Source organism: Streptomyces sp. A18, assembly GCF_059026065.1.
Window position 1 is genome coordinate 83,410 of the sequence record NZ_JBWLKL010000006.1, and the last position, 13,717, is coordinate 97,126.

At 71.6% G+C, this 13,717-nt stretch carries 15 protein-coding genes; 9 read left to right on the top strand and 6 right to left on the bottom strand.

Going from position 1 to position 13,717, the window contains the following annotated elements; genetic code table 11:
- Positions 1–83 precede the first annotated feature (83 nt).
- Positions 84–497: an ectoine synthase gene (locus tag AC5P1C_RS12320; RefSeq protein ID WP_493865803.1), complete on the top strand. Its 414-nt coding sequence runs from the start codon at positions 84–86 to the stop codon at positions 495–497.
- 103 nt (positions 498–600) lie between these two features.
- Positions 601–1,500, top strand: coding sequence for an ectoine hydroxylase (gene thpD, locus AC5P1C_RS12325; protein WP_493865804.1), 900 nt, complete (start codon positions 601–603; stop codon positions 1,498–1,500).
- Positions 1,501–1,724: 224 nt separating this feature from the next.
- Here the strand turns inward: thpD and AC5P1C_RS12330 are convergent, their stop codons facing one another.
- From AC5P1C_RS12330 to AC5P1C_RS12345, 4 genes are all read right to left on the bottom strand, one after another.
- A complete protein-coding gene (locus AC5P1C_RS12330) occupies positions 1,725–2,771 on the bottom strand; it encodes an aminotransferase class V-fold PLP-dependent enzyme (protein WP_493865805.1) in 1,047 nt (348 codons plus the stop codon).
- 70 nt (positions 2,772–2,841) lie between these two features.
- A complete protein-coding gene (locus AC5P1C_RS12335; RefSeq protein ID WP_493865806.1) occupies positions 2,842–3,564 on the bottom strand; it encodes a DsbA family oxidoreductase in 723 nt (240 codons plus the stop codon).
- 77 nt (positions 3,565–3,641) lie between these two features.
- On the bottom strand, positions 3,642–4,124 hold the full coding sequence (locus AC5P1C_RS12340; protein ID WP_493865807.1) for a GNAT family N-acetyltransferase: 483 nt from the start codon (positions 4,122–4,124) through the stop codon (positions 3,642–3,644).
- Between the two features lie 35 nt (positions 4,125–4,159).
- On the bottom strand, positions 4,160–5,173 hold the full coding sequence (locus tag AC5P1C_RS12345) for a GlxA family transcriptional regulator (RefSeq protein WP_493865808.1): 1,014 nt from the start codon (positions 5,171–5,173) through the stop codon (positions 4,160–4,162).
- A 71-nt stretch (positions 5,174–5,244) separates the two neighbouring features.
- On the opposite strand from AC5P1C_RS12345, the gene AC5P1C_RS12350 reads away from it, so the two are divergent.
- Positions 5,245–6,651 carry an MFS transporter gene (locus AC5P1C_RS12350; RefSeq protein WP_493865809.1) on the top strand — a complete coding sequence of 469 codons (1,407 nt, stop codon included), beginning with the start codon at positions 5,245–5,247 and terminating at the stop codon, positions 6,649–6,651.
- Between the two features lie 45 nt (positions 6,652–6,696).
- On the top strand, positions 6,697–6,897 hold the full coding sequence (locus tag AC5P1C_RS12355; RefSeq protein ID WP_493865810.1) for a hypothetical protein: 201 nt from the start codon (positions 6,697–6,699) through the stop codon (positions 6,895–6,897).
- Between the two features lie 21 nt (positions 6,898–6,918).
- Here the strand turns inward: AC5P1C_RS12355 and AC5P1C_RS12360 are convergent, their stop codons facing one another.
- On the bottom strand, positions 6,919–7,527 hold the full coding sequence (locus AC5P1C_RS12360) for a DUF1349 domain-containing protein (protein ID WP_493865811.1): 609 nt from the start codon (positions 7,525–7,527) through the stop codon (positions 6,919–6,921).
- A gap of 5 nt (positions 7,528–7,532) precedes the next feature.
- Positions 7,533–9,062 (bottom strand): aldehyde dehydrogenase (NADP(+)), encoded by a 1,530-nt coding sequence (locus tag AC5P1C_RS12365; protein WP_493865812.1) that lies wholly within the window; start codon positions 9,060–9,062, stop codon positions 7,533–7,535.
- A gap of 148 nt (positions 9,063–9,210) precedes the next feature.
- On the opposite strand from AC5P1C_RS12365, the gene AC5P1C_RS12370 reads away from it, so the two are divergent.
- The 5 genes from AC5P1C_RS12370 (at position 9,211) to AC5P1C_RS12390 (ending at position 13,698) form a co-directional block, all read left to right on the top strand.
- Entirely contained in the window at positions 9,211–9,981 is a 771-nt protein-coding gene (locus AC5P1C_RS12370) for an IclR family transcriptional regulator (RefSeq protein WP_160504308.1), read from the top strand.
- 20 nt (positions 9,982–10,001) lie between these two features.
- Positions 10,002–10,472: a GNAT family N-acetyltransferase gene (locus AC5P1C_RS12375; protein WP_493866050.1), complete on the top strand. Its 471-nt coding sequence runs from the start codon at positions 10,002–10,004 to the stop codon at positions 10,470–10,472.
- Positions 10,473–10,692: 220 nt separating this feature from the next.
- On the top strand, positions 10,693–11,703 hold the full coding sequence (locus AC5P1C_RS12380; protein WP_493865813.1) for a hypothetical protein: 1,011 nt from the start codon (positions 10,693–10,695) through the stop codon (positions 11,701–11,703).
- On the top strand, positions 11,700–13,001 hold the full coding sequence (locus AC5P1C_RS12385; protein WP_493865814.1) for a sensor histidine kinase: 1,302 nt from the start codon (positions 11,700–11,702) through the stop codon (positions 12,999–13,001). Before AC5P1C_RS12380 ends, AC5P1C_RS12385 begins: the two co-directional genes overlap by 4 nt.
- Positions 13,002–13,029: 28 nt before the next feature.
- Positions 13,030–13,698 (top strand): response regulator transcription factor, encoded by a 669-nt coding sequence (locus tag AC5P1C_RS12390; protein ID WP_493865815.1) that lies wholly within the window; start codon positions 13,030–13,032, stop codon positions 13,696–13,698.
- Positions 13,699–13,717 lie beyond the last annotated feature (19 nt).

Genomic DNA, 13,717 nt, shown 5'->3' on the forward strand with positions numbered 1-13,717 from the left:
ACCGCCGGGCGGGTGCACCGCACCCGCCCGGCGGCTCTCGGGCCGAGTCTTCACCGTCGTAAGAGAAAAGGAACCAACTCACCGTGATCGTCCGTTCGTTCAAGGACATTGAAGGCACCGACCGGCACGTCAAGTCCGCGTCGGGCACCTGGGAGAGCAAGCGCATCGTCCTCGCCAAGGAGCGGGTGGGCTTCTCGGTCCACGAGACCATCCTGTACGCGGGTACGGAGACGTCCATGTGGTACGCGAACCACATCGAGGCCGTCGTGTGCACCAAGGGCGAGGCCGAGCTGACCGACGACACGACCGGCAAGAAGTACACGATCACGCCGGGAACCATGTACCTGTTGGACGGGCACGAGAAGCACACGATGCGGATCAAGGAGGACTTCCACTGCATCTGTGTCTTCAACCCGCCCGTCACGGGTCGTGAGGACCACGACGAGAACGGCGTGTACCCGCTGCTCACGGAGCCGGAGCCGGAGTCGGCAGCCTGAGGGCTGCAGGCACCCCCCGAATCTCCCCCGCCGCCCTCTTCCTCTGGGCGGCGGGGGTGTACATCCCGGAAAGGGCCGTACGAGAGGAGAGGCAGGCAACACCATGACCACCGCACCCGAACGCACCGCCGACCTGTACCCGACGCGAGGCACCGAAGAGGTCCTCATCGAGCGCAAGGACCCCGTCGTGTGGTCCGAGCCGGGTACGCCGGGGCCCATCGTGGCCGATGAACTGGCGGGGTTCGAACGGGACGGATTCCTGGCGATCGACCAGCTCATCACGCCCGACGAGGTGAGCATCTACCACGCCGAGCTCGAGCGGTTGATCGACGACCCCACGATGCGGGCGGACGACCGCTCCATCGTGGAGCCGCGCTCCCAGGAGATCCGCACCATCTTTGAGGTGCACAAAATCAGCGAGCTGTTCGCGAAGCTCGCAGCCGACCCGCGAGTGGTGGGTCGGGCCCGGCAGATCCTGGGGTCCGACGTCTACATCCACCAGTCCCGGATCAACGTCAAGCCCGGGTTCGGCGCCACGGGGTTCTACTGGCACTCGGACTTCGAGACCTGGCACGCCGAGGACGGCCTCGCGAACATGCGGACCGTCTCGGTATCGATCGCGCTCACCAAGAATCACGACACCAACGGCGGCCTCATGATCATGCCGGGGTCGCACAAGACGTTCCTCGGCTGTGAAGGCGCGACGCCGAAGGACAACTACAAGCGGTCCCTGCAGATGCAGGACGCGGGCATTCCCTCGAACGAGACGCTGACCAGCCTCGCCTCGGACTACGGCATCCGGCTCTTCACCGGTGAGGCGGGTTCCGCGACCTGGTTCGACTGCAATGCCATGCACGGTTCGGGGGACAACATCACGCCGTTCCCGCGAAGCAACGTCTTCATCGTGTTCAACAGCGTGGAGAACACCGCGGTGGAGCCGTTCGCGGCGCCGGTCCGGCGGCCGGATTACATTGGGGCTCGGGACTTCACTCCGGTGAAGTAAGCAGTCTCGTAGGAGAGTTGGCCCGGCACCTGGGGGTGCCGGGTCGAACTTGTCTCTGCTTACACGGCGGGGTAGTCCGCTTACAGGGCGGGGTAGTCCGTGTAGCCCTTCTCCGTGCCGCCGTAGGACGTCGTTGTGTCAGGCGCGTTGTACGGGCCTCTTCGGGGCGAAGGGCGGGCCCCCGTCCTGCCTTCCTGGCGCCCCGGCGCCCGGCGCGCCAGGGTTCAGCCGGAGAGCACGTCGAGGATTCGGTCCACGTCCGCCTCCGTGTTGTACAGATGGAACGAGGCTCGCAGGTGCCCCGCCCGCGCGGACGTGATGATCCCGGCCCGGCTCAACTCGGGCTCCCTGTCAGCGAGTCCGGGGACGGAGACGATGGGTGAGGTGCCCGGCACCGGAGTGTGGTCCAGGGCCGCGAGACCCGCGCGGTAGCGGTCCGCGAGCGCCATGTCGTGCGCGTGCACCGCTTCGATGCCGGTCTCCTCCAGGTACGCCAGTGCCTGAGCCGCCCCGTGGTACGCGAGGAACGCGGGGGGCTCGTCGAAACGGCGGGCGTCGGGGGCCAGTTCCGACAGCGGGCCGTACGTGGAGTTCCAGGTGTCCGCCGACGCGAGCCAGCCACCGTGCAGCGGGACGAGGGACTCCTGCGCCTCCTCGCTCACCGTCAGGAACGACGTACCACGCGGACAGAGCAGCCACTTGAAGGCGCCGGTGACGGTGTAGTCGTACAGGCTCGCGTCGAAGGGCAGCCAGCCCGCCGCCTGTGTCGCGTCGTTGAGGATGCGGGCACCGTGGGCGGCGGCCGCCGCGCGTACCGCCGCGTCGTCGGCGATGCGGCCGTCGGCCGACTGCACGGCGGAGTACACGACCAGGGCGGTGGTGGGGCGGACCGCCTCGGCGAGCTCTTCGAGGGGTGCGTACCGGATCTTGAGGTCGCCACGCACCACGAAGGGGTTGATGATCGAGCTGAAGTCCCCCTCGGGGAAGAGGACTTCGGAGCCGGGCCGCTGCGCCGCCGCGATCAGCCCGGAGTGGACGGCGACCGAGCCGCCGCCCGCCACGCGCGCGTGCTCCACGCCGACGAGCCGCGCGAAGGACTCACGGGCGGCCTGCACGATTCCGAAGTCGCCCGAGCCGCCGCGTCTGCCCGCGCCGTTCTCGGCCGCGAGGTCCTGGATGGCCGCGACGGCGCGTGCGGGCAGCAGGCCGCAGCTCGCGGTGTTCAGATACGTCGACGTGGGCGCGAACTCGGCGCCGTTGTTGATCCCCATGGGGCCAACTCTCGCGCCCGACCGCGCCCACGTCCATCGCCGATGCGTGGAGTCGTCCTCTTAGCAGTGCTTACGCGTCCCTGCCTCCGGTCTGCGGGACCTCGCAGCCGTCGGGTCCGCAGGCGTCACCGTCCGCGAGGGTGGTGAGCGGCGAGCGGTTGCCCCACGCCTGCTCGAGTGCCTGCGCGAAGACGTCGGCGGGCTGGGCGCCGGAGACGCCGTACTTGCGGTCGAGGACGAAGAACGGCACGCCGTTCGCGCCGAGTTCGGCGGCCTCGCGCTCGTCGGTGCGTACGTCGTCGGCGTAGCGGGACGGGTCGGCGAGCACCGCGCGGGCCTCGTCCGCGTCGAGACCTGCCGCGACCGCCAGCTCCACGAGCCGCTCGTCGTCGTCGAAGACGGAGCGCTCCTCGGCGAAGTTGGCCCGGTAGAGGAGCCCGATCAGCGCGTCCTGCCTGCCCCGCTCCTTGGCGAGGTGGAGGAGGCGGTGCATGTCGAAGGTGCTGCCGTGGTCGCGGCCCTCGGTGAGGTAGTCGAGGCCTTCGGAGGAGGCGTTCACGCCGAGGTTCCGCTCGGCCTCCTTGGCCTGCTCCTCTCTCATGCCGTACTTCTTGGCGAGCATCGGGATCACGGGCCCGCTGTCGCCCTTGGCGCGCGAGGGGTCGAGCTCGAAGGAGCGGTGCACCACCTCGACGTCGTCGCGGTGCGGGAAGGCGGCGAGTGCCTTCTCGAAGCGGGCCTTGCCGACATAGCACCAGGGACAGGCGATATCGGACCAGATCTCGACGCGCATGTGACTAGCTCTCTTCAGGTCGAACGGTAGTGCGGAGGATCCCTCCGGTCAGTTGAAGAACGTACGACTCCGCCCGCTCATTCCCCGACCGCCGGCAGGGACAGCCGCATCCGCAGGTGCGTGTCCGCACCCTCGCCCTCATCCGCCGCCTGCCAGCCGTGGCGGACGTAGAAGGCCTGGGCGCGCCGGTTCTCCCGGTGGACGTCCAGGGTGGCCGTCCGGACGCCGTCGGCACGCCACTCCTCCACGCACGCGGCGTGCAGGTCCGTGCCCACGCCCGCGCGCCAGCGGTCGGGGTCGACGTGGAACTGGAAGAGCACGACGGTGTCCGCCGCCGCGCCCTCGGGCGTGCGGAAGGACGCGACGCCCACGATCCGGCCCGCACGGACCGCGCACAGCACATGCCCGTCACGGCGCTCGACGGCTCCTCGCCACATCGCTGCCCCGTCGACGCCTTCGTCCGGCGTCCCCTCGGGGTAGTACGTGGCGCGGGCGCGGGCGTGCAGGGCCGCGAGGGCCGGGGCGTCGGCGGGGAGGGCGGTGCGTATGACGGTCGGCATCACGGTCCGCGTCGTCGTGGGGGGTGCTGATGGGATCACGCTGCGATAGACGTGTTCCGGGACTCTTGAGTTCCGAGGCGGCTGAACTGGGCGCGGTAGGCGCTCGGCGTGAGCCCGGTGCGGCGCACCAGGTGGCCGCGGAGCGAGTCGGCGGTGCCGAGCCCGCAGGCCTGCGCCACCTGGTCCATGGCGAGCGACGTCGTCTCCAGGAGCTCCTTCGCCCGCTCGATGCGCTGGTGAAGCAGCCACTGCAGCGGGCTCACGCCGCTCTCCGCGTGGAAGCGCCGGGTGAGGGTGCGCACGCTCACGCCCGCCCGCCGGGCGAGGTCGGTGAGCGTGAGCGGCTCGTCGAGGTGGCGCATGGCCCAGCCGCGGGTGTCGGCGCAGGCGTCGCCGCGCTCGGGCGGCAGCGGGGTCTGCGTGAACTGGGTCTGGCCGCCGGGGCGCACGGGGGCGACGAGTGCGGCCCTGGCGACCTGGTTGGCGACGGCCGCACCGTAGTCGGTGCGGATGATGTGCAGGCACAGGTCGATCCCGGCGGCATACCCGGAGGACGTCATGACCTGCCCGTCCTCCACGTACAGGACGTCGCCCTTGAGGTCGAGCGCCGGATAGCGACTGCGCAGCTCCTCGGCGAGCTGCCAGTACGTGGTGGCACTGCGCCCGTCGAGCAGCCCCGCCTCGGCGAGCACGAAGGCACCGCTGCAGATGGAGGCGATGCGCCGCCCCGCGTCGGCGGCCTCGCGGACGGCGGCGACGGTCCGCGGGTCCGGTTCGTAGCGGTGTCCGGTGCCCGCGACGAGGAGCGTGTCGGCATCGCGTACGGCGTCGAGCCCGTGCTCCACCTGGAGGCTGAGCCCGCCGGTGGTGGCGATGGTGCCGGGCTCCGGGGTGCAGACGACCACCTCGTATCCGGGCCCGCCCGCGACCTCGACCTTCTCGAAGAGCATCTCGGGAATCGCGAGATTGAACATCGACACAGGTGAGGGCGCGATGACGGCGACGCGGTGGGGCCGGCGTGACCCGTGGGCGGACTTCGGGCGGGGCATGGCCAGAACCTCCGGAGGTATGGCATTCAGGCCACTACTGTATCCGTGCCGCCGTCAGCAGACTCATGGACATGGCAACGAACGACCTCGATCTCCACCTCTCTCAAGGCTCCCGCGCGGCGGGGCACTTGACGGAACCAGCCCCCGCTGGGGCACCCCGCAAGGGCCGCACCTCCCCCGGCCTCACCCTCACCGCCGCCATGCTCGGCTTCGCCCTGATCACGCTGGACGCCTCCGTGGTGAACGTGGCGCTGCCCGCGATCGGCGACTCCCTGGGCGGCGGCATGTCCGGGCTCCAGTGGGTCGTCGACGCCTACACCCTCGCCTTCGCCGCCCTGATGCTCTCCACCGGCGCGCTCTCCGACCGGATCGGCGCGACCCGTGCGTACGCGATCGGCATCACGGTGTTCACGGCCGCCTCGGTGGCCTGCGGCCTCGCGCCGTCCCTGCCCGCGCTGATCGGCGCGCGGGTGGTGCAGGGGGTGGCGGCCGCGGTGGTCCTGCCCGCCTCGCTCTCCCTCGTGCGCCAGGCCTACGAGGACGCGGCGCGGCGGGCGCGTGCGGTGGCGATGTGGGCGGCGGGCGGTTCGGTTGCGGTGGCGCTTGGCCCGGTGGCCGGCGGCGCGCTGACCACGGCGTGGGACTGGAGCGGCATCTTCTTCATCAACGTCCCCCTGGGCGCGGTGGCGCTCGTACTCCTGCTGCGGGCGCCGCGCTCGGAGCGTCGGCCCACGCCGCTGGACGTGCCGGGGCAACTGCTCGCGGTCCTGACCCTGACGGCCGTGACCTTCGCGGTCATCGAGGGCGGCACGACAGGCCTGATCGCCCTGGTGATCGCGGTGGCGGCGGCACTTGTGTTCCTGCGGACGGAGGCGCGACAGCCGCACCCGGTGGTGCCACTGACGCTCTTCCGCGACCGGACGGTCGCGATCACGGTCGCCGCAGGGGCCGCGTGCAGCGTCGCCTTCTACGGTCTCGTCTTCGTCTTCAGCCTCTTCTTCCAGGAGGTGCAGGGGCGTTCGGCACTGTGGGCCGGGCTGATGTTCCTGCCGATGACGGGGCTCATCGCGGTCACGAACGTCGTGGCGGGGAAGCTGGCGGCGAGGGTGGGCCCGCGGCTCCCGATGCTGGCGGGCCAGTCGCTGGCCGTACTCGGCCTGCTGGCACTGCTCTTCGCCGACGCGGGGACACCCGCGCTGGTCCTGGCCTTCCTGATGGTGCCGCTGGCGCTGGGATGCGCACTGACGATTCCGCCGCTCACCGCGGCGATGATGGAGGCAGTGCCCGCGGAGCGTGCAGGGCTCGCCGCGGGGGTCCTCAACTCGGCCCGGCAGGTGGCCGGGGGCCTGGGGATCGCGGCCTTCGGGGGCCTGGTGGCGGGGGACTTCGTCGCCGGGATGCGCATCAGCCTGTTGATCGCCGCGGGGTTTCTGGCGGCTTCGGCGGTGGCAACGCTGGGGCTGCGAAAGGGGCGTTGACCTCTTCCGGGTATCTCGAGGGACGTCCTCGCCGAGCTGGACGGCGTGGTGGCCTGGGGCGGTGACTTCAAGACGCCCAAGGAGTCCCACTTCGAGATCGCGACGACGCCCGGCCATCCGAAGCCGAAGGGCGTGTCCCGCACGATCCACCGGTGGAACTCCGGTCCGGGCAGTGAGGGTGCGGGAGCGACGGACGCGTTCACTCCGGAGCGAAACAGCGCGGCCCGTTCCTTCCGGGCAGGCTGAAATCCGCGGCCCCCGGGGTGCTCAAGAACCGTCCCTCAGGCCCCGGGGCCAGTTCGGGCGGAACTCGATCCCGTCGTACGTCACCACGCACCCCTCCCCCACCGGCGACTGCGCCATGAAACCGACCAGGGCCGCACCCGCCGTCTTCTCCTCGCCCAGGGAGAAGATCCGGACGAACGTCCACCGTTCGCCGTCCAGCGACGCGTGGAACGCGAACGCTCCTCCCGTGCGGCTGATGCGGAGCCAGACCGTGCTGCCGTCCACCACGAACGCGTTCGCGTCGTCGGAGCGGCCGCGGGTGACGACCGTGCAGACCGTCGCCTCGTCCGGCGACCGCTCCAGGCAGAGCTTCGCCCACTCCCGGTCGCCCACGTGCAGATAGAGCACGCCCGCGTCGAACGCCGCCGCGAAACCGACCGTCACCCGCGCGATCAGCTGGAAGTCCCCCTCGGGCGCACCGAGGAGACGTGGCGCGTCCGATGCGGGGTCCAGGGCCTCGCCCGTCGGCGGCACGAAGCGGTCCTGCCGGGAGCCCGCCCACCCGGTCAGCACCCCGTCCTCGTACGACCAGTTTCCGTCGGGGCCGTACGAGCGCAGGGAGAAGGGCAGTTCGGGGATGTTGACGTCCATGGGCGTCAGTGTTCCAGGCGCCCGTCGTAGCGACGCGGCAGCCCCAGCGGATTGTCGTCCCGCAGCTCCGGCGGGAGCAGCGCGGCAGGCGTGTTCTGGTACGCGACAGGGCGCAGCCAGCGCTCGATCGCCGTACCGCCCACGGAGGTGGAGGTGGACGTCGTCGCCGGGTACGGCCCGCCGTGGTGCTGCGCGGGCGCCACCGCGACCCCGGTCGGCCACCCGTTGACCAGCACGCGTCCGGCCAGCGGCGTCAGTTCCGCGAGCAGCGCGGCGCCGCCGCCCTCGCCCGCGGCCTCTTCGGCCGACAGCTGCACGGTGGCCGTGAGGTTGCCGGGGAGGCGGGTCAGCACCGAGGTGATCTCCGCCTCGTTCTCGTATCGGGCGACTACCGTCACCGGGCCGAAGCACTCCTCCAGGAGCAGGTCGTGCTCCCCGGACTCGGCGAGCTTCGCCGCCGGGACCGTCAGGAAGCCCGCGCTCACCGTGTGCTCGCCGCCCGCGCCCGGCGTCACCGGCGCGTCCACGCCCGGCAGCTCGCCCCGCTCCTTCACGCCCGCCACGAAGTTGTCCCGCATCCGGTGGTCGAGGAGCACCCCGGCCTCGGTGTCGCTGACCGCCTCCGTCAGGGACTTGAGGAAACGGTCGCCGCCCGCGCCCGCCGGCGCGAAGACCAGGCCCGGTTTGACGCAGAACTGGCCGACGCCGAGCGTCATCGAACCCGCGAGGCGCGCCCCGATCTCCTCCGCGCGCTCGACAGCCGCCGACTCGGTCACGACGACCGGGTTGAGGGAGCCCAGCTCGCCGTGGAAGGGGATCGGCACGGGACGGGCCGCCGCCGCGTCGAAGAGGGCTCGGCCGCCGCGGATCGAGCCCGTGAAGCCCGCGCCGGACACGAGCGGGTGCCTGACCAGCTCGACACCGGCCTCGAAGCCGTGCACGAGCCCGAGGACACCCTCGGGGATGTCGTGCAGGGCCGCGGCCCGCCGCAGCGTCGCCGCCACCAGCTCGGAGGTGGCCGGGTGGTCCGGGTGCGCCTTGACGACCACGGGGCACCCCGCGGCGAGCGCGCTCGCGGTGTCGCCGCCGGGCACGGAGAAGGCGAAGGGGAAGTTGGACGCGGAGTAGACGGCCACGACGCCCAGCGGGATCTTGTAGCGCCGCAGGTCCGGGATGGGCGGGGTCGCGCTGCTGTCGGGGTGGTCGATGACGACGCCGAGGAAGCCGCCCTCGTCGACCACGTCCGCGAAGGCCCGCAACTGATAGCAGGTGCGTGCGAGTTCACCGGTCAGCCGGACGGGACCGAGCGCGGTCTCCGCGTCCGCGGCCTCCACCAGGTGATCCTTGGCGCCATCGAGCAGTTCGGCCGCTGAGCGCAGGAAGGCCGCGCGTACGGTGCGGTCGGCGAGGGCGTCCTGGGCGGCCAGTGCGCCGCGCACCGCCTGATCCACCTCTTGGGCTGTGGCTTCGACCGCAACCTGTTCGCGCTGCTTCCCGGTTCGGGGGTCGACACTCCAGACTGGTGCTGCTGCCACCGCGGGCTCCTCCAGAGGTGATGCCACAGATGTGCTTACAGATGTGCTGCCACCCACCTGGGCTGTTCGATATGCTGAACGCTGTCTCCGATGATGAATAGCGGAGACTTCGGAGACTATTTCTCGTCGAACTAAGGGGTCAAGGGCGATGTCGGCTGGCGAGACTGGCGGGGCGCAGGTCAAGTCCGCGGTGCGGACGGTGGAGTTGCTCGAATACTTCGCGGGCCGCCCCGGAATGCACTCCTTGGCCGCCGTCCAGGAAGCCGTCGGGTACCCCAAGTCCAGCCTCTACATGCTCCTTCGTACGCTGGTCGAGCTGGGCTGGGTGGAGACGGACGCGACGGGCACGCGGTACGGCATCGGGGTGCGCGCCCTGCTGGTCGGTACCTCGTACATCGACGGTGACGAGGTCGTGGCGGCGGCGCGTCCGACGCTCGACCGCCTCTCGGACGACACCACGGAGACGATCCACCTGGCGCGCCTGGACGGCACGAACGTCGTGTACCTCGCCACGCGCCAGTCGCAGCACTACCTGCGCCCCTTCACGCGGGTGGGCCGCCGCCTCCCCGCGCACTCGACGTCGCTGGGCAAGGCGCTGCTCGCCACCCACACCGACGAGCAGGTCCGCAAGATGCTGCCGGAGACGCTGCCCGCGCTGACCGAGCACACGATCACCGACCGCGAGAAGCTGATCGAGGAACTGCGGACGGTGCGCGAGCAGGGCTTCGCGGTGGACCGCGAGGAGAACACGCTGGGGCTGCGCTGCTTCGGCGTCGCGATCCCGTACCGCACGCCCGCGCGGGACGCGATCAGCTGCTCCGTGCCGGTGGCTCGGCTGACGCCGGCGCACGAACAGATGGTGAAGGACGCGTTGTTCGACGCGCGGGACCGGCTGACGCTGGCCACTCGTAGACTTTGAGCATGGTGAGCACAATGAGCATGGATGTCAGTCTGCGCCCGGTGCACGACAGCGATCTCCCGGTCTTCTACCGGCAGATGAACGATCCGGAGGCCAACCGCGTCGCGGCCTTCACCTCGCCGAAGTCAGCGGACTGGACGCATTTTGAAGCCCACTGGAAGGGGCTCCGGGAGTCGGGTGCCGTGGTCGCCCGCACGGTCCTCGCGGACGGCGATGTGGTGGGCAGCGCGGCGGTGTACGGGGAGCCGGGCGAGCGCGAGGTCACGTACTGGATCGACCGCGCGTACTGGGGCCGCGGCCTGGCGACGGCCGCGTTGCGGGCTCTCCTCACGGAGGTGCCCGAGCGCCCGCTGTACGCGCGGGCGGCGGCGGACAACGCGGGTTCCCTGCGGGTGCTCGAGAAGTGCGGCTTCCGGGTGACAGCCGCCGCACGGGGCTTCGCGCATGCGCGGGGCGAGGAGATCGACGAGGCGGTGTTGGTGCTGGGGTAGAGGGCCCTGCGGGGCTTTCCCCCATCCCACCCCTTCCCGGCTGTACCTATCAGGGGCTCCGCCCCAGACCTCGCTCCTCAAACGCCGGAGGGGCTAGAAATGGCCCGTCCGGCATTTGAGGACGAACCCGGTGAAAAGGAAGGGCCCTCCCCCGCACGGCGGACCCGGATCGTCGGCACGCAGGACGTGCCCGGCGCCCCGCGCCGGAAGCGTAGGGCGCATGAGACAGGCCCTGCGCACCGCCGCCATCCTCGCCGCCCTCCCGTACCTCACCCTCAAGCTCGCCTGGATCGCGGGCAGTCACATCGGCATCCCCGAGGGCAGCAGGCTCCTCGAGCACCGCACCACCATGATCTTCGCCAACGGCCTCACGCTGCTCATGGACGCGAGCGTCATCGTCCTCGCCCTGCTCCTGACCCGCCCCTGGGGCCTGCGGACTCCCGCATGGCTGCTCGCGTTCCCCATGTGGGCCGCCACCGGGCTGCTGACGCCGATCATGGCCGGCTTCCCGCTCCAGCTCCTGGTCAAGGCCCTCGGCGGCACGGTCAACGAGCCCTCGGAGGACGGCGGCAGCGACGGCGCCTTTCTCCACGAGTGGGTCTTCGGCGTCGTCTACGGCGGCTTCATCCTCCAAGGTCTCGCCCTCGGCACCCTGTTCGTCCGCTACGCACGGGACCGCTGGGGACACATGTGGCGGGGCCACGTCCGGGACCTGCCCCGCGGGGCGTCCAAGGGCGCCCGGACCACCGCCCTAGTCGCGCTCCTCCTGGCCCTCGCCCCCGCAGCCCTGCACCTCCTGTGGGCCACCGGCTCCACCGTCGGCCTCAACGAGGCCCGGATCGAGGAGCGTACGACCGACTTCTACGTCCTTGAGGCGCTGGATCTGCTCTACCTCGCCGCAGCCGTGGCCGGCGGGCTGCTCATCGTCTTCCGGCGGGCTCCCGCGCTGCCCGTCAAGGTGCCGCTCGCGCTCGCCTGGCTCGGCTCGGGCGCGGTCGGCTGCTGGGGCGGCTGGCTGCTGTTCGCCTCGCTCGGCGGCGTCGACGACATCGCCGAGCAGCCGACGACGCCGATGATCCTGACCTACGCTGTGCAGATGATCATCGGGGCGCTTGTGGTCACTCTCGGGGTGCGTTTCTTCACGGAGCGGGCGAACACGGCCGCCCTGGAGGCGAACGCCGCTGCCCCGGAGGCGAACACGGCCGCCCCCGAAGCGCGGCATCCGGCGTGAAGGCCCTCGCAACTCTCCGACAGGCCCTCCGGCGGGCCCTGACGCCCCTGTTCGGACGGCGGGCACGGCGCCGTTGGATCCACCTCATCCTCGGCGGCGCGCTCGCCATGCCGTACGTCTTCGTGGGTTCGTTCATCGTCGGTCCGCTGCTCGGCGAGGACAACGTCTTCGGCTCGCTCACCGCCCAACTCTCCATGTTCGCCGTGGGGTTGCCGCTCGCCGCGATCACCGCGCTCTTCCCGCTCACCCGGCCCATGTCGGTGGCCGCCGTGCGCGCGCTGTGCGAGGTGCCCGGCGACGCGCTCGCCGACGGACCCGCACGGTCCCGGCAGGAGCGCGGGCGCACCGTCGCGTGGTTCACGCTGCACCTCGGGTTCGGCGGGATCATCAGCGGAATGTCCCTCGCGCTCGCGCCGTTCGGAGCGGTGCTCATCGCACTGCCGTTCACGGCGGCGTTGCGGGACAGCAAGGTCGGGATGCCCGAACTCTTCGGCAAGGGCTGGGTGCTTGCCCTCTCCCCGGTCGCCGGGATCCTCTCCCTCCTCGCCCTCGCGGGGTGCGCGGCGGCGGCCGGGGGCCTGCTCGCGCGCTGGGCGCCCGGACTCCTCGGGCCATCGCCCGCCGACCGGCTCGCGGCGGCCGAGCAGCGCGCGGCCGACCTCGCCGTGCGCAACCGGCTCGCACGGGAGCTGCACGACTCGGTGGGGCACGCCCTGAGCGCCGTCACGCTGCAGGCGAGCGCCGCCCGCAGGGTCCTCGACCGCGATCCGGAGTTCGTCCGCGAGGCGCTGGCCGCGATCGAGGAGACGACCCGGCGCACGGTGGGTGAACTCGACGCCGTCCTGGGGGTGTTGCGGGAGGGTGGCGGCGATCAGGCGAGCCCGACCGCTCCCGCGCCCACGCTCGACGCCGATCTCGACGGCCTCCTCAAGCGCATCCGCGCGGGCGGCCTGCGGGTGAAGGCGACGGTCGAGCTGGGCCCCACGGGCGCGGACGCCCTGCCCCCGATGGTGTCCCGCGAGGCCTACCGCATCGTCCAGGAGAGCCTGAGCAACGCACTGCGGCACGCGGGCCCCGACGCCCCGGTCACCCTGCGGATCGCCCTGGACGGCCCCGACCTGGAGATCGTCGCGGAGAACCCGCTGCCCCACGGCACCCCCGCGCCCCGCCCCGGCGGCGGCCACGGCCTGCGCGGCATGGCCGACCGGGCCAGGCTCCTCGGCGGCACGGTCCGATCGGGCCCCGCCGACGGGGTGTGGCGTGTGCACGTACGACTCCCCCTGAAGGCATCCGCATGACGACCGACCCGAAGGGACCCGTACGAACATGACCGAGACGGCCGCAGCCCCCATCCGCATCGTGCTCGCCGACGACGAGCGCATGGTGCGCACCGCCCTGCGCGTGATCCTCTCCGCCGAGCCCGACCTGGAGGTCGTCGGCGAGGCCGCGAGCGGCGCGGAGGCGGTGTCCGTCGTGCGCGAGCTGAAGCCCGACGTGGTGCTCATGGACGTACGCATGCCGGAGATCGACGGCATCCGGGCCACCGAGCAGATCCTGCAGACGCATGCCGACCCGCCGCGCATCGTGGTCGTGACGACCTTCGAGAACGACTCCTACGTGTACGAGGCGCTGCGCGCCGGGGCCTCCGGGTTCCTCCTGAAGCGGGCCGACGCGGACTCGCTCGTGCAGGCGGTGCGGCTCGTCGCACGCAGCGACTCGCTGCTCTTTCCCGCGGCGGTGCGCGCCCTGGCCGCCGAGCACGCGCGCGCGAAGCCCGCTCCGCCGGCCTGGGTGGCCAGGCTGACGGGGCGCGAGAGCGAGGTCCTGCGGCTGATGGCGGCGGGCCTGACGAACGCGGAGATCGCGGGGCGGATGGGCGTGGGTCCCGCGACGGTGAAGACGCACGTGGCGGCGGTGCTCGCCAAGACGGGGGCGCGGGACCGTACGCAGGCGGTGATCGCGGCGTACGAGGCGGGCTTCATGGACGCCGGCTGACCCTCCGGTCCGGTGTCCC